Below are 22,299 nucleotides of genomic sequence, written 5' to 3' on the forward strand. Positions count from 1 at the left end.
AGTTGGGGAGGGGGTGGCTTGCGCTGTTCCCCTCCTCAGCCCCGGGTCGGTGGTCAGACCGCGTTCGCCGCGCTGAGGACCGCGCGCACCGAGGCGGTCGCGATATCCGCGTCGATCCCCACACCGAATACCGTGCGGCCATCCGACGCGCGGCATTCGACATAGGCCGCCGCCTGCGCATCGGCGCCGTGGCCGATCGCATGTTCGCTGTAATCAACCACATCGAGTTGCGGCCCGGTCGTTTCGCCGAGCGCGGCGATCACGCCCGAGATGAGGCCGTTGCCGCGGCCGCTGATCGATCGTTCCTCGCCGCCGATCGCCACCCGGCCAACGAACAAGCGATCGCCCGAGGCGCCGCTCTCATGGTAGTCGAGCAGGGTGAAGCGATCGCCGTCCTTGCGCAGATAGGCTTTTTCGAAGGCGCCCCAGATGTCCTCGGCATTCAGCTCGCGGCTCGTCTCGTCGGCGAGCGCCTGGACGTGGCGGCTGAAATCGGCCTGGAGCCGCTTGGGCAGCTTGAGGCCCTTGTCCTGTTCGATCACCCAGGCGACGCCGCCCTTGCCGGATTGCGAGTTGACGCGGATCACCGCCTCATAGCTGCGGCCGAGATCGGCAGGGTCGATCGGCAGGTACGGGACCTCCCAATATTCGTCGTTCCGCTCGGCCTGCGCCGAGAAGCCCTTCTTGATCGCATCCTGATGGCTGCCGGAAAAGGCCGTGAACACCAGCTCCCCGGCATAGGGATGGCGCGGGTGCACGGGCAGCTGGTTGCAATAGGTGACCGTATTGATGATCTGATCGATATCCGAAAAATCCAGTTTCGGATCAATGCCTTGGGTGTACATGTTGAGGGCGACCGTCACCAGATCGCAATTGCCGGTGCGCTCGCCATTGCCGAGCAGGCAGCCCTCGACGCGGTCGGCGCCGGCCATCAGGCCGAGCTCGGCCGCGGCGACGCCGGTGCCGCGATCATTGTGCGGATGCAGGCTGATCACCACACTGTCCCGGTTGCGGATATTCTTGCCGAACCATTCGATCTGGTCGGCATAGATGTTCGGCGTGGCGGCCTCGACCGTTGCCGGCAGGTTGAGGATCAGCGGGTGATCGGGGGTCGGCCGCAGTATCTCCATCACGGCCTCGCAGACCTCGATCGAGAAATCGAGTTCGGCGGTGGAGAAGGTTTCGGGGCTATATTCGAAAAACCAGTCGGTGTTCGGCTGCGCGGCCGCGCAATCGCGCAGGATCTTCGCGCCCTCGACCGCGATCTGGCGGACTTCGTCGCGGCTCATGCCGAACACGATCTTGCGCCAGGCCGGGCTGACCGCATTGTAGAGATGGACGATCGCCTTGGGTGCGCCGCGCAGGGATTCGAAGCTGGTCTCGATCAGGTCGCGGCGCGACTGAGTGAGCACCTGGATCGTCACGTCATCGGGGATGCGGCCGGTCTTCACCAGGCCGGAGATGAAGTCGAACTCGGTCGCGCCGGCGCTGGGGAAGCCGACTTCGATCTCCTTGATGCCGACCTTGCAGATCAGGTCGAAGAAGCGGGTCTTCTTCTCGCCGTCCATCGGATCGATCAGCGCCTGGTTGCCGTCGCGCAGATCGGTCGAGAGCCAGCGCGGCGGCTGAGTGATGGTTCGCGACGGCCATTGGCGGTTGGGCAGATCGATCTGCGGGAAGGGGCGGTATTTGGTCGAGGGGTCACGCAACATGATGTTCTACTCGCTGCTCGCGGTCGTCGTTCGGGTCGGAAGAGGCCCTTAGGCGGGTCGCGCGCGCCAGTGGCGCACGGCGAAGGTCGCGCCTAAGGGCGCGTAAGTCGAAGCAGCGAAAGGCGAAGGGCCTGCGTCATTGCCAGCGCGTTACCGCGTCCGTGCGGTGATTGTCCAGCCCGTCAATCGAACAACCGGTCGAACGAGCTTTTCGGCAGGCACCAGAACAGGGCCACAAGCGCCGCGCAGACGATGCCGAGCCAGGGCGACAGGAAGCTGAGGGGGATGCCGGCGACATAGAGCATCGTCGCGAACAGGCCCTTGCGGGTCATCTGCCGGTGATAGGCTTCGGCCGCGGGACCCTGTTTGCCGGTGCGGCGGATGATCGACTGGAGACGGACATAAGCGAGTGACGGCAGCAGCATAGTCACGAGGTACAGCAGTGTCGCATCGCGGTGGAAATGATGCTCGCCGAGATAGGCAGTGGCGAAGGGCACCAGCGACAGGGTGAACAGCAGCAGCATGTTCGCCCAGATCAGGCCGTTGGTGACATGAGTCGCGTGCGTGAACAGGCGGTGATGGTTGACCCAGTAGATCGCGACATAGGCATAGCTCAGCACATAGGCGAGCATGACCGGCCAGAGCGCCCAGAGCTTGTCCCACCCCACCATTTCGGGAGGATGGAGTTCGAGCACCATGATCGTGACGATGATCGCGACGACGCCGTCCGAGAAGGCTTCGACCCGGCCAATACCCGGCCGGCCTTCCTCATCCCCGGACGGCGCCGAATCGCTCACGGCGCGACGAAGCCGGCGTTGATGACGAGATCGACCTTGTCGGAAACGGCGGGAATGATGAAGTTGATGCCGTAATCACTGCGGTTGATGGTGGTGGTCGCGGCGAAGCCGAAGTTGAGCTTCTTGGCGCCCATCGTGGCGTTGCCCGCGCCGATGAAGCGCGCCTTCAGGACGACCGGCTTGGTCACGTCCTTGAGCGTCAGGTTGCCGGCGATCGTGGCGGTCGTGCCGGTGACCGTCACCTTGGTGGAGACGAACTTGGCGGTCGGGAATTTCGCTGCGTCGAAGAAATCCGGCGCCTTCAGATGCTCGTCGAGCTGCGGAACCGTGGTCAGCACATTGGCGATCGGGATGGTAATATCGACCTTCGAACTGCCCGGGTTCGCGGCGTCCAGCACCAGAGTGCCGGTCGGGTTGGTGAACTGGCCGGTATATTCGGTGAATCCGAGATGGTTGACCGTGAACAGGACCTGGGTGTGGCGCGGCTCTACCTGATAGGTGCCCGACACGACTTTGGTGGCGTCCGGCGTGCCGGGAGGGCCTGGCGGGGTTTGCGCAAGCAGTGGGGCGGTGGCGAGCGCCAGAACGGCGACAAGGGCAAAGCGCATAAGGGATTCTCCGACAGGGAAGGGCCGCGCCAAGATGACGCGGCCCCCTGCGAATGCAAGCGCCGAAGCGGAAACGGTCCGTTGGCCGCGAGCAGCCTTGACGGACCGGCCCGCCGTCAGTTCTTGTCCTTGTCGACCAGCTTGTTCGCGCCGATCCATGGCATCATCGCGCGCAGCTCTGCGCCGACCTTCTCGATCGGGTGAGCAGCGGCGGCCTTGCGGGCAGCCTTCAGCTCGGGCTGGCCGGCGCGGTTGTCGAGCACGAAGTTCTTGACGAAGCGGCCGCCCTGGATGTCGGCGAGGACTCGCTTCATCTCGGCCTTGGTCTCGGACGTGATGATGCGCGGGCCGGTGGTGATGTCGCCATATTCGGCGGTGTTCGAGATCGAATAGCGCATGTTGGCGATGCCGCCTTCATACATCAGATCGACAATCAGCTTCACTTCGTGAAGGCACTCGAAATACGCCATTTCCGGGGCATAGCCAGCTTCGGTCAGTGTCTCGAAACCGGCCTGGATCAGGTGCGTCAGGCCACCACAAAGCACGGCCTGCTCGCCGAACAGGTCAGTCTCACATTCCTCGCGGAAATTGGTCTCGATGATGCCCGAACGGCCGCCGCCGACGCCCGAGGCATAAGCCAGCGCGATGTCGTGCGCGTTGCCGCTCTTGTCCTGGTCGATCGCGATCAGGCAGGGCACGCCGCCGCCGCGCACATATTCGGAGCGCACAGTGTGGCCCGGGCCCTTCGGCGCGATCATGATCACGTCGAGATCCTCGCGCGGCTCGATCAGCGCGAAATGCACGTTCAGGCCGTGCGCGAAGGCGATCGCCGCACCCTTTTTCAGGTTAGCGTGCAGATCGTCGGCATAGATCGCGGCCTGATGCTCGTCGGGCGCGAGGATCATGGTGATGTCGGCCCAGGCGGCTGCCTCGGCATTGGTCATCACCTTGAAGCCGGCATCCTCGGCCTTCTTCGCGGTGGCCGAGCCGGGACGAAGCGCGATCGCGATGTCCTTGACGCCCGAATCGCGCAGGTTCTGCGCATGGGCATGGCCCTGGCTGCCATAGCCGATGATCGCGATCTTCTTGTCGGTGATCAGGTTCAGATCGGCATCGCGATCGTAATAGACACGCATTGATTATTCCCTTTCTTATCCCTCTCCCAGCGGGAGAGGATACGGAGACTTGGCAGCTTGCTGCCTAGTCGGAGTTGGTGAGGGCGAGGGGGCGTGAAGGCTCTCACCTTCACCGTCCCACCGCTTCGCGGCGGGCCCCTCCCTCTCCCGATGGGAGAGGTGTATTTTACGCCGAGTCTTTCCCCCGGGCGATCGCGACGATGCCGGTGCGGGCGACCTCGATCAGCCCGACCTCGCGCATCAGCGTGATGAAGGTGTCGATCTTGTCCGGCCCGCCGGTCACCTCGAACACGAAGCTCGACGTGGTCGCGTCGACCACGCGCGCGCGGTAGACATCGCCGAGGCGGAGCGCCTCGATGCGGTGATCGCCGGTGCCGCGCACCTTCACCAGCGCCAGCTCGCGCTCGACGTGCGGCCCGAGCGCGGTGAGATCGGTCACTGAATGGACCGGGATCAGCCGGTCGAGCTGAGCCAGCATCTGCTCCATCACATGATCGGACGCCGAAGTGACGATGGTGATCCGGCTCACTGCCTTGTCGGCAGTGACGTCCGACACCGTCAGGCTCTCGATATTATAGCCGCGCGCGGTGAACAGGCCGGCGATCCGGGCGAGAATGCCCGGCTCGTTGTCGACCATGATCGCCAGCGTATGCCGGCGGGAGGTTTCTTCCTTGATGTGCATCAGACCAGGGCCTTCGCTTCGTCGTCCATCTCGCCCGAAACTTCGGCGGCCTGGAGGAGCATGTCGGTGTGCGCCGCGCCCGAGGGGATCATCGGGAAGCAGTTGGCGAGTTTCGCCACCATGCAATCGACCAGCACCGGCCCGTCATGCGCCAGCATCGCGGCGATGCCGTCCTCGAGCTGATCCGGCCCCTCGATGCGGATGCCCTTCCAGCCATAAGCCTCCGCCAGCTTCACGAAATCCGGCAGGGAATCGCTGTAACTCTCCGAATAGCGGCTGGAATAGGTCAGTTCCTGCCACTGGCGGACCATCCCCATATACTGGTTGTTGAGGATGAAGACCTTGACCGGCAGGCGATATTGCGTCGCCGTGCCCAGTTCCTGGATGTTCATCTGGATCGAGGCCTCGCCGGCGATATCGATCACCAATGCGTTCGGATTGCCGAGCTGCGCACCGATCGCGGCGGGCAGGCCATAACCCATGGTGCCGAGCCCGCCCGAGGTGAGCCACTTGTTCGGCGCCTCGAAATCGAAATGCTGGGCTGCCCACATCTGGTGCTGGCCGACCTCGGTCGTGATGATCGGCGATTTTTTGTGGGTCGCCTCCCACAACGCCTTGATCGCGCGCTGCGGCATGATCTCGGTCGGGCCGTCCGTGAAATCGAGGCTGCGCACCGCGCGCCAGCCGTCGATCCGCCGCCACCATTCGGCGAGATCGGGCTTGGGATGGCGCCGCGCCTTGTACACGCGGACCATATCCTCGAGCGCATGGCCGACATCGGCGATAATCGGGAGGTCGACGCGGACATTCTTGTTCACGGACGACCGGTCGATATCGACATGGATCTTGCGCGAATGCGGGCTGAACGCATCGAGCCGCCCGGTGACCCGGTCGTCGAAGCGCGCGCCGAGGCAGACGATGAGATCGGCCTGGTTCATCGCAAGATTCGCTTCATAGGTGCCGTGCATGCCGAGCATGCCGAGCCACTGATCGGACGAGGCAGGGAAGGCGCCCAGGCCCATCAGGGTCGAGGTGACCGGCGCGCCGGTGATCCGCGCCAGCTCGCGCAGCAACTGGCTTGCGGCCGGGCCGGCATTGATGATGCCCCCGCCGGTGTAGAAGATCGGGCGCTCGGCTGCCGCGAGCATGTCGACGGCCTGCTCGATCAGGCTCTGGTCGGCCTTGACCTGCGGGCGATAAGTCTTGTGCTTGATCGGGCCGGGTTTGGTGTAGCGGGCGCTGGCGACCTGGACGTCCTTGGGGATGTCGACCACGACCGGGCCGGGGCGGCCCGAGGTCGCGATGTGGAACGCCTCATGGATGATGTCGCCGAGCCGCGCCGGATCCTTCACCAGGTAATTATGCTTGGAGCAGTGCCGCGTGATGCCGACGGTGTCCGCCTCCTGGAACGCGTCGGTGCCGATCAGGGCGGTCGGGACCTGGCCAGTGATGACGACCATCGGGATCGAATCCATCAGCGCATCGGTGATGCCGGTGACGGCATTGGTCGCGCCCGGGCCCGAGGTGACGAGCACCACGCCGGGCTTGCCCGTCGAGCGGGCATAGCCCTCCGCAGCATGAGTCGCGGCCTGCTCGTGGCGAACCAGGATGTGCTTGATCCGGCCGGTCCGGAACAGCGCATCATAGATCGGAAGCACCGCGCCGCCGGGATAGCCGAACACGACCTCCACGCCGAGATCGCACAGCGCCTCGACCAGGATATCGGCTCCGCTTTGCTCCGTCATCGTCTTGTTCCCACTCGTATGGCGTACCCGCTACGCAATATTGCTTCGCGAAGGGCGCCGTTAATGATCGAAAATTTGTTCGTCAAGCTTGTTCAAGGAATCTAGTTTCAAAATTGCCCAGCAGCGCGCATGTTTCTGTCGCTGCCTCGCGCGGCCACATAGCGGGAGGTTGGTTCCGAAACCACGTAAATTGTCGTTTGGCATATTGGCGGGTGGCGAGCTGCGCCGCGGCGAGCGCCTCCGCCATGGTGGCCGTGCCCGAAAGCATGGCGCCGATCTCCGGTACGCCGATCGCCAGGCGGACGGGGGCGGTGGGCAGGATATCGGTGCGAGCCAGCACGGCGCGCGCTTCCTCGATCGCGCCGCCGGCGAACATCGCCTCCAGCCGCGTGTCGCACCGCGCGAGCAGCCAGGCGCGATCGGGCAGCAGGACAGCCGGCATCAGCTGGATCCGGCCGGCGATACCGCCGACCTTCGCCTCCTGCCACGTCGCCAGCGGCTTTCCGGTGGAGCGGACCACTTCGAGCGCGCGGGCGACGCGCGTCGTATCGGCCGGCGCGAGGCGGTCGGCGGCGGGCGGATCGAGCTCGGCGAGGCGCGCATAGGCATCGGCCACCGGCATCGCGCGCACCTCGTCGCGGATGGCCGGGTCGATCGGCGGTACGGGGGCGATGCCGTCGAGCAAGGTGCGCAGATAGAGTCCGCTGCCACCGACGAGCACCGGCAACAGGCCGGCGGCGTGAGCATGCGCGATTTCTTCCCGTGCCTCGGTTGCCCAACGTGCGGCCGAATAGATGTCGGCGCCGTCGACATGGCCGAACAGCCGGTGCGGCGCCTGCGCTTCTTCCTCCGGGCTCGGTCGGGCCGACAGTACCCGCAGATCGGCATAGACCTGGGCCGAATCGGCATTGATCACCACGCCGCGATGCCGGCGGGCAATGGCGATCGCCAAAGCCGACTTGCCGCTGGCGGTCGGCCCTGCGATGAGCGCCACGCTCGGCAAGGGAGGCTTCATGTTCATTGCGACGCTGATAGCAGCGGGAAACCTTAGCGGGGGCGATATTTCGGCCGCGCAGGACCGGCTCGACGAAGCAGGCTGCCTGCCGGCGGCCCATGTCTGGCTGGACGAGGGATTCGCCGGCGACATCATGTTCGGTATCGAGCCCGATGCGGCGCGCGGTACGCTGGAGGGCGTGTTGCCCGGCGTGGACGTCGTCGTCCAGCGGGCCGAGGGCCGGGCCAAGCAGTTGCTCGTCGCCGACATGGATTCAACCATGATCACGATCGAGTGCATCGACGAGCTGGCCGATTATGCCGGAATCAAGCCGCAGATCGCGGCGGTAACCGAAGCCGCGATGCGCGGCGAGCTCGATTTCGAATCGGCGCTGGATGCGCGGGTCGCGCTGCTCGAAGGGCTGGACGAAGGCGTCATCGCGCGCTGCCTGGCCGAGCGCGTGACGATCATGCCCGGCGCGGTGGCGCTGATCCGCACGATGAAGGCGCGCGGTGCGCTGACCATCCTCGTGTCGGGCGGCTTCACCCGCTTTGCCGAGCCGGTCGCCGGGATGATCGGATTCGACCGGGCCATCGCCAACCGGCTGGAGATTGCCGACGGCATGCTCACCGGGCGGGTGACCAAGCCGATCGTCGGATCGGACACCAAGGAGCGCACCTTGCTGGAAGCGACGGCCGAGCTTGGCCTCTCGCCCGTAGCGACTCTGGCGGTGGGTGACGGCGCCAACGATCTGGCGATGATCAGGCGGGCAGGGCTCGGCGTGGCCTATCACGCCAAGCCGATCGTCGCCGCGGCAGCCGCGGCGCGGATCGACCATAACGATCTGACCGCGCTGCTTTACGCGCAGGGAATCGCACGGGCGGACTGGATCGAAGCCTGAGTTGTAATAATCGACAAGATGCGGTGTTGGAGATGACGCCGAGCCGCGAAAAAGCGCCAAGTAACCGCGGACTTTTGTCACCCGCCCAGGAGAGGGCGATTTCGGAACGATCTTAGCGCCCGTGCAGGATTTGCCGAACAGTGGCGGAAGCCGGTGACGTGGCGTCTTTGCCCGAGCGGTAGCGACTCGATTCCAGCACAGCGGCTTGACTGCCGCATGACTTGACCGAGTTTTGTCAGTGGGGGTTGATTTTCCTGCGCGGCATTTCGGCGTTCCGAACCAATAGTATCGCATCCCGCACCTCCGGATCGATCAGGCTGACTGATCGCGACACGATTTCAGCAGAGATCGACGCCCGGTTGAATCTCCGTCCGAGCGCGGGCTTTTTCCCAGCGCCGTGAATCGAGAAGCAGAATGCGATGCAATAGGGAGTAGGAGTTTGCCGCCAGTGGCGTACCAAATCAAAGGCCTCTAAAACGGCCTGATGGTTATCGGCTATCTCGCGCTTGTCGCAGCCTCTGTCTCAGCCAGCACCGCGGAGCAGCATAAGTCATATCCGTGCTATTGGGTAACCGGTCGCCTTGCATACTCCAATGGCACGCCAAGTCTCAGAATTTGGCCGCGCAATAGCCATCGTCTCCTAGGGGTGCTGAATCGCAAATCTCAAGCGGATACTGACGACGCCTTGCCAGCCACGATCAAAAGGTTGGAGCCGAGCTTTGACCGCAGCATCTGGGGAGACTTCCGTGTTTGCCCACTCGCGTCCGAACGAGCGGGGTGGATGCGGATGGTATACATCACCGCTACCGCAAAACTCAAAGTGGTGCCGTATCGCTAGCTATAAAGCTCTTGCGACCTTTTTGGGCTCACCGAATTCAGGGCGCCTGCAACCCGGCGCTATCGCCGTCCTTGCTGGTGATCGACCTGATGGTCAGGCGCAATCGGCACGCAAGGCGTTCCGGTCGGCCGGACGGCCGCGCAGACCCTGACCGCATCTGCGGAGGAGGGCAGGGAGCCTGCCTGGAGCTTCGTCAGGGTGTCGTTACGCACGAAGACCGGCTCGAGGCCGCTCAGGGCGCTGACCTGTTCCCTGAGCCTGTCCCATAAAGCCGTCGCATTGGCTTCGTCGCGAAAGGCGCCGAATTGAAGGCGCCAGCCCGCCGTCGCCGGTATCGCTCCCGGGCGGGGCGCCGCCACGGCGATAGACGGCGCGTGGGGCGGTGGGATCGCCGCTGGGGCCGGTTCCGCGCCATGCTGGTCGAAGTCGGAAGGTGGCAGATCGGTGACCTGCATCGCTGCCTCGCTGCCCTGTCCGAGGATCTCGGATGGCAGGACCGAGCGCGGCACCGCTGCCGCGTAGCGGCTGGCCAGGGCAAGGCCCGCCCGGCGATCGATGAGGGAGACATGCTCGTCCATCTGCGCCTTGAGTTCGGTAGCGCGGGGCTGGCCCGCCGCGGCCGCACGGGTCAGAAGTGCATAGGCGCGCGGCCAGTCACGGTCGACGCCGTCACCCGTATAGAGCATGGTGCCGAGCGCGAGTTGCGCGCGCGGATCGCCCCGGGCGACCGCCTGTTCGAGCCAGGGCAGCGCCTCCTCGCGCTTGCCGTTCTGAAACAGGGTCAGCCCGTAATTGATCCCGGCCTCGCTCTGCCCCTGCAGTGCCGCCTCGCGGAACCAGCGTTCGGCCTGGGCCAGGTCGGCCGGCACGCCGCGGCCGAGGCGATAGGCCTGGGCCAGGTTGAACTGGGCGTCGGCCTCGCCCGCGCTCGCAGCTGGACGCCATTCCTCCACGGCTTTCCGATAGTCGCCGCGACGCCAGGCATCCACGCCCGCCTTGACGTCGCCCCAGGCCGGTGACGCCACCGCGAGGATCATGACGGCAAGCCCCGAGGCCGCCGGTCGAAACGTCTTGCGCATGACAGTCTCCATCCCGGCCAAGCCGCCGGGAACCCGCTTTCGCTAACCGCGATCGGGCAAAGATTTGGTTAGGGACGGCAGTGCGGAAAGGGTCTCGCCAGGGGTGCGGAGCATCGATTCCGGCCTGTTAACCGCTTCTTGACGTCTCCCGTGGCAATTCTCGGTCAGGAATTGGCGGGAGTTGAAGGGGCACCATGCGCGTTCTCGCAATGGCATCACAAAAAGGCGGATCGGGCAAGACGACCCTGTCCGGGCATCTCGCCGTTCAGGCTCAGCTGGCCGGCGCCGGCCCGGTGGTGCTGATCGACATCGATCCCCAGGGCTCCCTGTCCGACTGGTGGAACGAGCGGCACAGCGAATTTCCGGCCTTCGCCCAGACGACGGTCGCCCGGCTTGCGGCCGACCTGGAAGTGCTGCGTCAACAGGGCTTCCGCCTGGCGATGATCGATACGCCGCCGGCGATCACCATGGCGATCCAGAGCGTGATCGCCGTCGCCGAACTGATCGTCATCCCGACCCGGCCGAGCCCGCACGATCTGCGCGCCGTCGGCGCCACCGTCGATCTTTGCGAACGCGCTGGCAAGCCGTTGCTGTTCGTGGTCAACGGCGCGACGCCAAAGGCCAAGATCACCTCCGAAGCCGCGGTCGCGCTGTCGCAGCACGGCACCGTCGCCCCGATTACCGTCCACCACCGCACCGATTTCGCCGCCTCGATGATCGATGGCCGGACCGTCATGGAAGTCGACGGCAACGGCAAGTCGAGCCAGGAGATCCAGGCGCTCTGGACTTATATCTCGGATCGGCTCGAGAAGAATTTCCGCCGCACCGTCTTCTCGGCCCCGACCGTCCCGAGCGGTTATGGCGCACCACGCCCCGCGGCAAGCGCCTTCGGGCGCCGCGTGGTCGGGAGCTGATCGATGTCAGTGATCGGGCAACCCAAACCGCTTGCCTCGCTTTCCTCTACCCTGCTCGCGCGCAAGGGACAGGCGCGGCCGGCCATGCGGCCGCAGGGCTTTGGTGGGTTCGGCACGATCCCCGGCGGCCAGGACGATCTCGGCTGGAACGACATGGGCCACCCGGACGATCTTCAGCCGGAGTTCCACGCACCCGATCAGGTGTTCGCGCCGCCGGCCGGCGTGCCGCCGGTCCTGCGGCAGCGCGAGGCGCTGCACGAGGAGTTCGAGGCGCCACGCGGGCCCGAGACACATGAGCCCGCCGACTATGCGCCGCAGGGTTATGCGCATGAGGCGTACGAGCCCGAGGACGATGAGCCGGAAATGGATGGGCCGGAAACGGACCAGCCCCAGGCCTATCACACCGAGGCGTACCAACCGGAGACCTATCAACCCGAGGTGTACCGGCCGGAGATCTATCAACCCGAGGCATACCAGGCGGAGGCTTATCAGCCCGAGGCCGATGCGGCGCCAGCCTATCAGCCCGAGACCCATCAGCCCGAGCCTTATCAGCCAGGGGCGTATGAATCCGGGGGCTATGAAGCCGGGGCCTATGAACCCGAGGCTTACGAGCCCGAGGCAGAGGAACCGGAGGTCGATGGGCCTGAGGCAAACCAGGCCGGGCGGCACATGCCCGAACTGTATGCGCCCGAGCCCGCACCAGTGCGGGAGCCGGCCTTCGAGCCGCGCCCCATGCCCGTCGCCCATGTCGCTCCGACCGCCACCGTTTCACTGGCGGCCGCTGCCCAAATCGGGCGGGAGACCGAAGCGAAGATGGGCAAGGCGGCTTTCACCTTGCGGCTCGATCACGATCGACATCTGCGGCTGCGCCTGGCGAGCGCGCTGCACAACCTGTCAGCCCAGGCCCTGGTGACCGAGGCGCTCGACAGTTTCCTGAAATCGCTGCCCGAAGTGGAAGAGCTGGCCAGCCAGCTGCCGCCACCGCGCGCGAAACATTGATACGAAATTGGGGGTAATCCGATGAAGACCCGGGCGATACTCACTCTTGGCGTCACCGCGATGGTGGCTTGTGGCGGGCTGGCCGGCATCGCCACGCATGGCGGCATGGCCTTTGCCAGCGCCCGCAGCGAACCGCAGGCTGAACTGGACGCGGCATCCGAGGCGGGCAAGGCGCAGAAGGCGCTTGCCAAGGGCAAGGTGTTCCAGGCGGTCACGCATGCCGAAGAGGCGGTGCGGTTGCGTCCGCAGGTTGCCACGTTCCGCGTGCTGCTCGCGACCAGCTACCTTCGCGCCGGTCGCTTCGTATCCGCGCGCCAGGCCTATGCCGATGCGGTGTCGCTCGAGCCGGGCAACGGTGCCGTCTCGCTCAACTTGGCCCTCGCGCAGATCGCCACCGGCGACTGGGCCGGCGCGCGCCAGACGCTCGATACGCACAAGGACAGCATCCCGGTCAGCGACCGCGGATTGGCGACCGCACTGGCCGGCGATCCGGCCGCTGCGGTGGAAATGCTGGCCGATGCCGTGCGCACGCCGGGCGCCGATGCCAAGGTCCGCCAGAATTTCGCCCTGAGCCTGGCGCTCGCGGGCCGCTGGCAGGATGCACGGACGATGGTTTCGCTCGATCTCGATCCCGCGCTGGTCGATCAGCGTATCGCGCAATGGGCCGAATTCGCCCGCCCGGAATCGGCCTCCGATCAGGTCGCCAGCCTGCTTGGCGTCACGCCGGTGCGGGATCAGGGCCAGCCGGTCGCGCTTGCTCTCAACAAGGCCCCTGACGTCGCTGTCGCCTCAGTCGAGACACCGGTCTCCGGCGAGGCCGGGGTGGCACCCGAAACCGAGGTCGCGGTTGCTCAAGCGCCCGTGCCCGCCTTTTCGGACGTGAGCTTCGGGCCGCGGGAGGAAATCGTGCAGCGATTGCCGTCGAAGGGTCGGGCAGCTGGCCCGGCGCGGCTGGCACGCGGCACCGCAGCGCCTCGCGCGCAGCCCAAGGGCGGCTATTTCGTCCAGCTCGGCGCGTTCCGCAATGCAGCCGTCGCGAAGGACGCGTGGACGCGCGTGCGCCGCGCCGATGCCCGCTTCGCGGCGCAGACGCCGTCGGGGATGAGCATCTCGTCCAAGGCGGGCAGTTTCTACCGCCTGTCGGTCGGCGGCTTCGCCCGCGGTGAGGCCGATGCGCTGTGCAGCGGCTACAAGGCCAAGGGCGGCACCTGCTTCGTCCGCGCCCATGCCGGAGACCAGGTGGCGGTATGGGCACGCCCCGGCGGGCAGCTGGCCTCGCGCTGATGTAACGAGAGCGGTGGAAACCGCTCCTCCACTATCGAATATCAACCGCGGGGGCTTCGGCTCCCGCCTTTTTTTGTGTTCCTGCCCGGCAAGGAAGCCATGCAGTGCCCGGGCGAAATCCGGCCAGGCCGGCTCGTCCGCCAGCAGCATGTGGTTTTCACTGTCACAGGACAGGAGCTGCGCGCCGGGGATAAGCCGGGCCATCTCATATCCGATCAGGCGATGGTCGTGCCACCGGGCGAGGTTCAGAGGGCGATCTTTCCGCCGCCCGCTACGGCGGGCTATGACGCCGGGGCGGTACCGTCGGCATCGTCGGTCTGGGGCAGTCTGCGCCGCCATATGCCGGGCGGATCGCCATATTCGCGCTTGAAGGCGCGGGTGAAGGCTGCCTCCGAATTGAAGCCGACATCATAGGCGATATTGGTGCTGCTCGCCCGGCCGTCGCGCAGCATGTTCGCCGCCATCCGCATGCGCCAGCGCGCGCAATAGCGCATCGGCGCTTCACCGGTCAGCGCAGTGAAGCGATCGGCAAAGGCGGAGCGCGACATGCCCACCTCGCGCGCAAGGCCGGTCACGTCGAGCGCCTCGGCATAGCGGCGGTGGATGATCGACAACGCCTTGGCGACGCCCGGATCGCGCAAGCCGGCGAGCCAGCCGCCTTCGCCTTCGGGCAGGCCCTCGACATAGCGTCGCACCGCTTCGCCGAACAGGAGCTCGGTCAGCCGGGCGACGACGGAGGGCCCGGCGCCGGACAATTGCCCCGCGGCGAAGCGGAGCGAGCTTTCCAGCCAGTCCTGGGTGGCGGGGTCACCGGTATGGATCAGCATCATGGGGGGAAGGCTCTGTATAAGCGCGTTCTCGGGCGAACTGCTGCCCAGGAAGCCGCAATAGATCAGGGTCTGGTTGCCATTGCCCTTGAGACGGATGCGGGCGGGTTCACCGCCGGGCCCGGGCTCGATCACATCGTCGGCCGCGATGGGCGGCAGCCCGGGCTCGGAATAGAGCAGATGCTGGTCATTGCGCGGGAGCAGGATGATGCACCCGGCCTCGGCCTGCGCCGGCGGCTCGCCGGCGACCTCGACCCAGATCCGGCCCGATCGGACATAGTGATAGGCGATCAAATGCGCGGGCTCGGCGAAATAGCGGGCGCAATGTTCCGTGGTGAACTGGGAGACCAGGCAGGACGGCTCGCCGAACTCGGCGTCGATCACGACGCTGCCGCTCAGGCGCATCGACGACAATATGTCGGCCAGTACGTTCATGCCCAGATTCTCCTCCTTTCCGGCGTTTCGATCAATTATTTCGGTCGGGCGGTCATTCTGTTCAGGGCCGGATCGGCTTAATCAGCGGTTAACGATTAGAAACCTGGTCGCATTTTTCGGGCAGCCCCCGCCCGTACCCAGGAGACCTTGCAGTGCATATCACCCCACCTCCCGACGTGAGCAAATTGCTGTTCGTCACGTGCGGCACGCTGATCTTCGGCAGCTTCACGCTGGCGCTGGCGCTCACGCCCTTCGGCATCGCCTGACCCTTCACGGAGATTTTTTTCATGTATCGCGACTTTACCTACGCGGAGGTGCTTGCCTCCGCGGAGCGCGCCGGCTGGCGCCTCGACGACGTGCTCGGGCCGGACGACCGGCTCGACTTCACCCGGCGCTTCATGCCCGAAACCCTGGCGCGAACCGATGCGGCACCCGGCCTGGACGCGGCGGAGCGCAAGCTGCTCAACCAGATCAGCGGCCATCAATATCTCAGCCTGTTCGGCGTGATCGAGGAATTCATCCTGCCGTTCGTGCTCGATCATGTCCGGCCGCAGCTCGATACCGACGATTACCGGGTTCGCGCGCTGCTCCAGTTCGCCGGCGAGGAAGCCAAGCATATCCAGCTCTTCCGCCGATTCCAGGAAGCCTATGTGCTCGGCTTCGGCACGCCGTGCCGGGTGATCGGCCCGGCCGAGGCGATCGCGGCGGAGGTGCTGCGACACGATCCGCTCGGCGTGGCGCTGGCCATCCTGCACGTCGAGTGGATGACGCAGAACCATTATCTGGACAGCGTCAAGGACGATGACGGGCTCGATCCGCTGTTCAAGAGCCTGTTGCGGCATCACTGGATCGAGGAGTGCCAGCACGCCAAGATCGACACGCTGATGGTGGAGGCGCTGGCCGACGGCCGGAGCGACGATGCGATCCTCGCGGCGGCGGGTGAATATCTCGAGATTATCGGCTTCATCGACGGCGGGCTCCGGCAGCAGGCCGCGCTCAACGTCGCCGCGCTGGAGCTGGCGACGGGTCGCCCGGTTGCCGATCGCGAGGGGCTGATCGCGCAACAGCACCAGGCCGCGCGCTGGACCTATCTCGGCTCGGGCATGGCGCATCCCCGGTTCACCGGCACGCTCTCAGCGATCTCGCCCCGCGCGCATGCGCTGGTCGAGGCTGCCGCGGCGCAATTCAACTGATCAACACCGGAAGGAGAATATCCATGCTCGACATGGTTTCGAACACGACCGTCAACGACATCGATCTGACCGCGCTCGGCGGCATGGTGGAAGCGATCCAGGCGGACCCCGCCAGGGCCAAAGCCGGTTTCCACGTCACCAGCCGGTGGATGGGCCAGACCCGCAGCGAAACCACGGTGGAGGCGATCACGCTGGGCGGCGAGCGGATCGCGCGCGATTTCCGCATCGTCGCGGACGAGCCCACCGAACTGCTCGGCACCAATGCCGCACCCAATCCGCAGGAATTGCTGATGAGCGCGGTCAATGCCTGCATGCTGGTCGGCTATGTCGCCGGCGCCGCGCTCGCCGGGATCGCGCTCGACCGGCTCGAGATCGAGACTCACGGCGAACTCGATCTGCGCGGTTTCCTCGGCCTGAGCGACGACGTGCCCGCCGGTTATCGCACGATCGACTATGACGTGCGGATCAGCGGCAACGGGACGACCGAGCAATTCGCGGCGATCCATGAAACGGTGATGGCGACCTCGCCGAACTATTTCAACATGAGCCGCCCGGTCCGGATGAACGGCCGGCTGATCGTGGGCTGACGCTTGGGTTCAACGGAGGCCCTTCCGCCGGCTGGCGGGAGGGCCTTTCGTTTGTCCTAGCGAAGCTCGGTGCCGCCCTTGAACAGGCGCAGCACCTTGCCTTGCACCGGCAGCTTGTCGAACGGGGTGTTGCCGGCCTTGGCGACCATGAGATCGGTGTCGATCTGCCACGGCGCTTCCCAGTCGAGCAGCATGAAATCGGCCGGGGCGCCGGGCGCCAGCGTGCCGGCGTCGAGCCCCAGGACCTTTGCCGGATTGGCCGCGAGCAGCGCGAACAGCGTGGCGATGTCGATGATCTCGTCGCGGACGAGGCCGAGCGAGAGCGCGAGCAGGGTTTCGGCGCCCGCCATGCCGGCGGCTGAATCGGCGAAGGGCAGGCGCTTGGCTTCGGGCCCGCGCGGATCATGCCCCGAACACAGCACGTCGATCGTGCCGTCGCGGACCGCGGCGAGCGCGGCCTGGCGGTCGCCCTCGCTGCGCAGCGGCGGCGAGAGATGCGCGAAGGTGCGGAAATCGCTCATCGCATTGTCCGACAGGAACAGATGGGCCGGGGTGATGCCGCAGCTGACCGGCAGGCCGCGGCCCTTGGCGCGGCGGACCAGCTCGAGGCCGGCGGCCGTCGTCACCTGACGGAAATGGAGACGCGCGCCGGTTTCCTCGGCGAGGATCAGGTCGCGGGCGATCGCCAACGCTTCGGCGGCTGCGGGCGCGGAGGGCAGGCCGAGGCGGGTCGCGGTCTCGCCCTCGGTGGCGACCGCGCCGCCGACCAGTCCCGCATCCTCGGCATGGGTGATTACGGTCAGGTCGCAGTCGTGGGCATAGGCAAGCACACGGCGCATCACGCCCGAATCCGCGATCCAGCCCCGTCCGGTCGCCACCGCGCGGGCGCCGGCATCGCGGGCGACGGCCATCTCGGCGAGATCGGTGCCGGCCAGGCCGCGAGTCGCGGCGGCGATCGGGTGGACCCAGATGTCGGGCTTGCCCATGTCGGCGGCGCGCTGGATGATGCCGGGATCGTCGAGCACGGGCGACTGATCCGGCATCAGCCCGACGCGGACGATGCCCCCGGCGCGGCAGGCCGCCTTGTCCACCGCGAACACGCCGAGATCGATGATCGCGGGGGCGATCAGGACCGAACGGCCGAGCGTGGCACAATCGGTGAGATCGGCGCCCGCGGGCACGTCATTGCCGCCGACCGAGACGATCTTCTCGGCATCGATCACCAGGGTAGCGACATCCGCCGGCGCGCCGACGAGTTTCGCGTTGGAGAAGGCGCGGATCATGCCCAGCCCTCCACCTTGCGCGCTCGTCGCGTGAGCACATCGAGGCACGCCATGCGCACCGCTACGCCCATCTCGACCTGTTCGGTGATGGCCGATCGCTCGACATGATCGGCGACGTTGGAATCGATCTCGACCCCGCGGTTCATCGGGCCGGGATGCATCACCAGCGCATCGGGCTTCGCGCGGGCGAGCCGTTCCAGGGTCAGGCCGTAGCGCATATGATATTCGCGGGTGGAGGGCACGAAGCCGCCCGACATGCGCTCGGTCTGCAGGCGGAGCATCATGACGACGTCGGCGCCGTCGAGCGCTGCGTCGAAATCGGTGAAGGGCGTGACGCCCATCCGCTCGATCGCGGCGGGCATCAGCGTCGACGGCGCGCAGACGCGCACTTCGGCGGCGAGCGCGGTCAGCGAAAGGATGTTCGAGCGCGCGACGCGGCTATGGAGCAGATCGCCGCAGATCACCACGCGCTGCCCCGCGACCGACCCGCAGCGTCGGCGGATGGTCAGCGCGTCGAGCAGGGCCTGGGTGGGGTGTTCGTGGCTGCCGTCACCGGCGTTGAGTACGGGGCAATCGACCTTGTCGGCGATCAGCCGCACCGCGCCCGAACTCATGTGGCGGATGACGATCACGTCCGCGCGCATCGCGTTCAGGGTCATCGCCGTGTCGATCAGCGTCTCGCCCTTCTTCACCGAGGATTGGGCGGCGTGCATGTTGACCACATCGGCGCCGAGCCGCTTGCCGGCGATCTCGAACGAGAGGAGCGTGCGCGTGCTGTTCTCGAAAAAGGCGTTGATCTGGGTCAGGCCCTCGAGCCGCTTGTCGCTCTTGGCGCGGCTGCGGTTCGCCTCGACCCATTGCTCCGATTCGTCGAGCAGGAACATGATCTCGTGCGGCTGCAAGCCGTCGATTCCGGTGAGGTGCCGGTGCGGAAAAACGGCGCTGCCCTGGATGAGGGTAGCGGGGCGGTGATCTGAAGCTGACATTAAAGGGATCGGGTAGCGAGGGTGGGGGCGGGGCGCAAGATGGCGTGAACGGAAGCGTGCCGAGAGGCACGCGTCGAGGAATTTCAGGCCATGGGCAAAATTTCACCGAACCTCGACACGTCGGGATTCACCCTCACTCGTCTGTCTGATCCCTCCGCATCACCACAAAGCCATTGGCGGCCAGAGCTTCAAGAATATCCTGCGCGAGCTCGTCATCACTCATCGGACGCACGCGCTCGATCAAGCCCGGCAGGACGCTCGATCGAAGCACATCCTCTATGATTGCAGCTGGATCGCGGGCTTCCGTCATGAGGTCCTCACCGTCGTTTGATCGAGCACACCGCTACCAGCTTGAGATAGTCCATCCGGTTCGCGGATGGCACCCATTCCTGGAGTTGCGGCCATCGTCTCTATACCCGCGGGCAACCAGGTGCGATCGATCGATGTGGCTGCCCCGGATGGCCCATCGCTACTCGGTAAGATGATCGAGCAGTGCGTCGAGCTTCTTCTGCGCTTCCTGTACGATGGCGATGCTTTGCTTGACCCGGGCGACAAAGGCCGCGCGGTCGGCCGGGGGGCGTCCGCAAAAGCCGTTAAGCTGGTGGACCCACATCTTGCGGGATTGCAGGCGGCTCATCTCGTTCGCCAGCTGGGTCGCCGCCTGGCGGGTGTCGCCGGGCTTGATGGCGGTCGACAAGGTCGCGACCTTTTGCTGAAGCACGGTCACGAGCGGAATGATCCGCTGGGCGGGCCGGCTGGCCATCGCTTCCACCGTGCGGGCATCGGTGGTGCAGGTGCCGATCTCGAGCGCATCGAGCACGGCGTTCTTTTCCCGCAATATGTCGGTGAGCGGGCCCTGGATGCCGTTGAGGAACCTGACGAACTTCAGCCGCGTGATGCCGTCGGCGATGGGTTGCGTGGCTGCCTGGATCGCGACGAAAACCCCCGCGAGCTTCGAGAACACGCCCCAATCCTCGCTCTCGTCCGGCGGAGACGCGATCGCCGCGCTCGCCGGCAGCATCAGCGCGGTCATGGTACCGGCAAGGAACAGCCGCCGATTCAATGATGTGGTCATGCCTTGGGCTTCCTTCGCAGGGATATCATCGTGCTGATGCCGAGATACAGGAAGAAGCCGATCGTGAAGACGAAGAAGATGTCCTTCGGATCGACATCAAGCGGCGCGAGAAACGCGACCAGGGCGGCGAGCGCGAGCCCGACGCAGAATATCGCGGCATGCCATGTAAGCTTTGTCACCATGATACTCCCCGTCAACGACGTATCAGCGGGTCGGGCGACCCGCAACATCTCCGTGGCGCACGCGCGAGGGGCGGTGGATCTCCCGATTGAACTGGGTCGGCCAGTCGATTGCCGGATCAGAGACAAATCCCGGGCATCGATTATTTGGTCCGCAAGTGAAGTCATAATGGTTTCAATAGCGATGGCGTCCGCCCGGCCGGCTGCTAGACTTTTTCCCGCTCGGTAAGCCCAGGCTTGGTCGTAAATCAGCGTGTCGACACCTGTCGAGAGCGCTTGCCGCGCTATGAGGGAGGGGCGGCATGGATCTCGATATAGCAGTAGTGGGCGGCGGCGTTTCGGGTGCCTATTCGGCGTGGCGGCTGCAGCAGGATCGCGGCAAGACTCAGCGGATCGGGCTGTTCGAATATTCGGATCGCATCGGCGGGCGGCTCTATTCGGTCTCGATCCCCGGCATGCCCAATGTGAAGGCCGAACTGGGCGGCATGCGCTATATCCCGACTCAGCACATCGTCGTCGCGGACCTGATCAAGCACCTGAAGCTCAAGACGGCGGATTTCCCGATGGGCGCGCCATCGCCGGTCGGATCGAACTGCAACCTCTTCTATCTGCGCGGCAAGCATCTGCGGCTCCACGAGCTCTCCGATCCGGAGAAAGTGCCGTACAACATGGCCTGGTCGGAACGTGGGCTCGGCCCGACCAACCTGCAGGTGCAGGTGATGAACAACCTTTATCCCGGCTTCGCCAATCTCTCCTTGTGCCAGCAGATGCAGGTCAAGGTGTTCGGCAAGCCGATGTACGAATATGGCTTCTGGGACCTGCTGTTCCGCGTGCTCTCCAACGAAGGCTATGCCTTCATGCGCGATGCCGGCGGCTACGAGGCGAATGTCGCCAATGCCTGCGCGGTGACTCAGCTTCCCGCCACCGAATATAGCGACACCACGCAGTTCCTGACGCTTGCCGACGGTTACGACATGCTGCCGATCACGCTGGCGCAGCAGTTCAATGACAAGTTCGACGGCAAGATCGCCAAGGGCAAGCGGCTGCACATGAATCACCGGCTCGCCTCGTTCGAGGTCGGATCGGGCGAATATCCCTACGCGCTCCACTTCATGCCGACGGTAAGCGACAAGAACCGCCGGACCTTCGATGCCGAGGATGCAAGCACGCGCACGGTGCGCGCGAAGCAGCTGATCCTGGCGCTGCCGCGGCGCAGCCTCGAGCTGATCGACAGCCCGTTCTTCGACGATCCCTGGCTGAAGAAGAACATCCCGTCGGTGCTGATCCAGACGGCGTTCAAGCTGCTGATGGCCTATGAAACGCCGTGGTGGCGCTCGCTCGGCCTGGTCGCGGGCCGTTCGGTCACCGATCTGCCGGTGCGCCAGATCTATTATTTCGGGACCGAGGGCGAACAGCCGGACGGCGAGCCCTTCCTCAATTCGCTGCTCATGGCGAGCTACAACGACATCTCGACCGTACCCTTCTGGAAGGGGCTGGAGATCGGCGAGGAATATAAGGGCTATCGCCCGGCCTGTATCGAGGAAGGGGCGGTCAACTGGATCCCGCTCACGCCCTATTGCGCGACGGCGGAGATGGTCGATGTCGCCAACCGCCAGATCGCCACGGTGCACGCGCTGCCCCAGGTGCCGGCGCCCTATTCGGCGGTCTATCACACCTGGAACGAGGATCCCTATGGCGGCGGCTGGCATGAATGGAAGGCCGGATACCGGCTCGATCAGATCATGTGCCAGATGCGCAAGCCGGTGCAGGGCCAGGAAGTCTATATCGTTGGAGAGGCCTATTCGCTGGGCCAGGGCTGGGTGGAGGGGGCGCTCGACATCGCCGAATCCACCTTGCAGGATTTCTTCGGGATGAAGCCGCCGCGGTGGCTCGATCCCAGCTATGCGCTGATGCCCAATCCGTGTCCGCCGGGCGATCCGTGCACGGGGTGCGGCGATCTCGACGGCTGCATCCCGTGCTTCAACTGCGGCACGATGCTGTCCTCGATCACGCCCAACTGCCTCTGCGCCGTCGAGGAGGGCTGA

The 22,299-nt window shown here is 65.6% G+C and carries 21 protein-coding genes; 7 read left to right on the forward strand and 14 right to left on the reverse strand.

What is annotated here, in order from left to right; all coding sequences use genetic code 11:
* Nucleotides 1-53: 53 nt before the first annotated feature.
* The 7 genes from leuA to miaA form a co-directional block, all read right to left on the reverse strand.
* Nucleotides 54-1,712, reverse strand: a complete 1,659-nt coding sequence (gene leuA, locus U1769_RS10350) for a 2-isopropylmalate synthase (protein WP_332715390.1) — start codon at nucleotides 1,710-1,712, stop codon at nucleotides 54-56.
* Nucleotides 1,713-1,894: 182 nt separating this feature from the next.
* Complete coding sequence (locus tag U1769_RS10355; RefSeq protein WP_332715392.1) at nucleotides 1,895-2,509, reverse strand: TMEM175 family protein; 615 nt, start codon at nucleotides 2,507-2,509, stop codon at nucleotides 1,895-1,897.
* Complete coding sequence (locus tag U1769_RS10360) at nucleotides 2,506-3,117, reverse strand: YceI family protein (protein ID WP_332715394.1); 612 nt, start codon at nucleotides 3,115-3,117, stop codon at nucleotides 2,506-2,508. The genes U1769_RS10355 and U1769_RS10360 overlap by 4 nt, the downstream gene beginning before the upstream one ends.
* A gap of 116 nt (nucleotides 3,118-3,233) precedes the next feature.
* A complete protein-coding gene (ilvC, locus tag U1769_RS10365) occupies nucleotides 3,234-4,253 on the reverse strand; it encodes a ketol-acid reductoisomerase (protein ID WP_332715396.1) in 1,020 nt (339 codons plus the stop codon).
* A gap of 166 nt (nucleotides 4,254-4,419) precedes the next feature.
* The gene (ilvN, locus tag U1769_RS10370) at nucleotides 4,420-4,935 is read right to left on the reverse strand and encodes an acetolactate synthase small subunit (protein WP_332715400.1); all 516 of its coding nucleotides are present in this window, start codon (nucleotides 4,933-4,935) and stop codon (nucleotides 4,420-4,422) included.
* A complete protein-coding gene (locus U1769_RS10375; protein WP_332715402.1) occupies nucleotides 4,935-6,680 on the reverse strand; it encodes an acetolactate synthase 3 large subunit in 1,746 nt (581 codons plus the stop codon). Before U1769_RS10375 ends, ilvN begins: the two co-directional genes overlap by 1 nt.
* Before the next feature lie 82 nt (nucleotides 6,681-6,762).
* Entirely contained in the window at nucleotides 6,763-7,701 is a 939-nt protein-coding gene (gene miaA, locus U1769_RS10380; protein WP_332715403.1) for a tRNA (adenosine(37)-N6)-dimethylallyltransferase MiaA, read from the reverse strand.
* On the opposite strand from miaA, the gene serB reads away from it, so the two are divergent.
* On the forward strand, nucleotides 7,694-8,575 hold the full coding sequence (gene serB / locus U1769_RS10385) for a phosphoserine phosphatase SerB (protein ID WP_332715404.1): 882 nt from the start codon (nucleotides 7,694-7,696) through the stop codon (nucleotides 8,573-8,575). The two genes, miaA and serB, sit on opposite strands and share 8 nt — an antisense overlap.
* Nucleotides 8,576-9,472: 897 nt before the next feature.
* On the opposite strand, the gene U1769_RS10390 is transcribed toward serB, so the two are convergent.
* Entirely contained in the window at nucleotides 9,473-10,492 is a 1,020-nt protein-coding gene (locus tag U1769_RS10390; RefSeq protein ID WP_332715406.1) for an SPOR domain-containing protein, read from the reverse strand.
* 194 nt (nucleotides 10,493-10,686) lie between these two features.
* Here U1769_RS10390 and U1769_RS10395 point away from each other — a divergent pair, with 194 nt between their 5' ends.
* Genes U1769_RS10395 through U1769_RS10410 form a run of 3 tightly spaced genes read left to right on the forward strand, consistent with a single transcriptional unit; the run spans nucleotide 10,687 to nucleotide 13,689 of the window.
* Nucleotides 10,687-11,406, forward strand: a complete 720-nt coding sequence (locus tag U1769_RS10395) for an AAA family ATPase (protein ID WP_332715407.1) — start codon at nucleotides 10,687-10,689, stop codon at nucleotides 11,404-11,406.
* A 3-nt stretch (nucleotides 11,407-11,409) separates the two neighbouring features.
* The gene (locus U1769_RS25625; protein WP_443030323.1) at nucleotides 11,410-12,405 is read left to right on the forward strand and encodes a hypothetical protein; all 996 of its coding nucleotides are present in this window, start codon (nucleotides 11,410-11,412) and stop codon (nucleotides 12,403-12,405) included.
* 21 nt (nucleotides 12,406-12,426) lie between these two features.
* Entirely contained in the window at nucleotides 12,427-13,689 is a 1,263-nt protein-coding gene (locus tag U1769_RS10410) for a tetratricopeptide repeat protein (protein WP_332715408.1), read from the forward strand.
* 281 nt (nucleotides 13,690-13,970) lie between these two features.
* Here U1769_RS10410 and U1769_RS10415 read toward each other — a convergent pair whose 3' ends face one another.
* Nucleotides 13,971-14,951, reverse strand: a complete 981-nt coding sequence (locus U1769_RS10415) for an AraC family transcriptional regulator (RefSeq protein ID WP_332715409.1) — start codon at nucleotides 14,949-14,951, stop codon at nucleotides 13,971-13,973.
* Between the two features lie 287 nt (nucleotides 14,952-15,238).
* Between U1769_RS10415 and U1769_RS10420 the strand changes: the two genes are divergently transcribed.
* Both U1769_RS10420 and U1769_RS10425 read left to right on the forward strand, forming a co-directional pair.
* Nucleotides 15,239-16,144, forward strand: a complete 906-nt coding sequence (locus U1769_RS10420) for a diiron oxygenase (RefSeq protein WP_332715410.1) — start codon at nucleotides 15,239-15,241, stop codon at nucleotides 16,142-16,144.
* A gap of 23 nt (nucleotides 16,145-16,167) precedes the next feature.
* Complete coding sequence (locus U1769_RS10425) at nucleotides 16,168-16,731, forward strand: OsmC family protein (protein WP_332715411.1); 564 nt, start codon at nucleotides 16,168-16,170, stop codon at nucleotides 16,729-16,731.
* Between the two features lie 56 nt (nucleotides 16,732-16,787).
* On the opposite strand, the gene U1769_RS10430 is transcribed toward U1769_RS10425, so the two are convergent.
* From U1769_RS10430 to U1769_RS10450, 5 genes are all read right to left on the reverse strand, one after another.
* The gene (locus U1769_RS10430; RefSeq protein WP_332715413.1) at nucleotides 16,788-18,014 is read right to left on the reverse strand and encodes a dihydroorotase; all 1,227 of its coding nucleotides are present in this window, start codon (nucleotides 18,012-18,014) and stop codon (nucleotides 16,788-16,790) included.
* The gene (locus U1769_RS10435; RefSeq protein ID WP_332715415.1) at nucleotides 18,011-19,000 is read right to left on the reverse strand and encodes an aspartate carbamoyltransferase catalytic subunit; all 990 of its coding nucleotides are present in this window, start codon (nucleotides 18,998-19,000) and stop codon (nucleotides 18,011-18,013) included. Before U1769_RS10435 ends, U1769_RS10430 begins: the two co-directional genes overlap by 4 nt.
* A 133-nt stretch (nucleotides 19,001-19,133) precedes the next feature.
* Nucleotides 19,134-19,310: a hypothetical protein gene (locus U1769_RS10440; RefSeq protein WP_332715417.1), complete on the reverse strand. Its 177-nt coding sequence runs from the start codon at nucleotides 19,308-19,310 to the stop codon at nucleotides 19,134-19,136.
* A gap of 159 nt (nucleotides 19,311-19,469) precedes the next feature.
* On the reverse strand, nucleotides 19,470-20,075 hold the full coding sequence (locus tag U1769_RS10445) for a hypothetical protein (protein WP_332715419.1): 606 nt from the start codon (nucleotides 20,073-20,075) through the stop codon (nucleotides 19,470-19,472).
* Nucleotides 20,072-20,254 carry a hypothetical protein gene (locus tag U1769_RS10450; protein WP_332715420.1) on the reverse strand — a complete coding sequence of 61 codons (183 nt, stop codon included), beginning with the start codon at nucleotides 20,252-20,254 and terminating at the stop codon, nucleotides 20,072-20,074. Before U1769_RS10450 ends, U1769_RS10445 begins: the two co-directional genes overlap by 4 nt.
* A gap of 302 nt (nucleotides 20,255-20,556) precedes the next feature.
* On the opposite strand from U1769_RS10450, the gene U1769_RS10455 reads away from it, so the two are divergent.
* Nucleotides 20,557-22,299 carry a flavin monoamine oxidase family protein gene (locus tag U1769_RS10455; RefSeq protein WP_332715422.1) on the forward strand — a complete coding sequence of 581 codons (1,743 nt, stop codon included), beginning with the start codon at nucleotides 20,557-20,559 and terminating at the stop codon, nucleotides 22,297-22,299.

Source organism: Parasphingomonas zepuensis (genome assembly GCF_036663735.1).
Taxonomy (GTDB): domain Bacteria; phylum Pseudomonadota; class Alphaproteobacteria; order Sphingomonadales; family Sphingomonadaceae; genus Sphingomonas.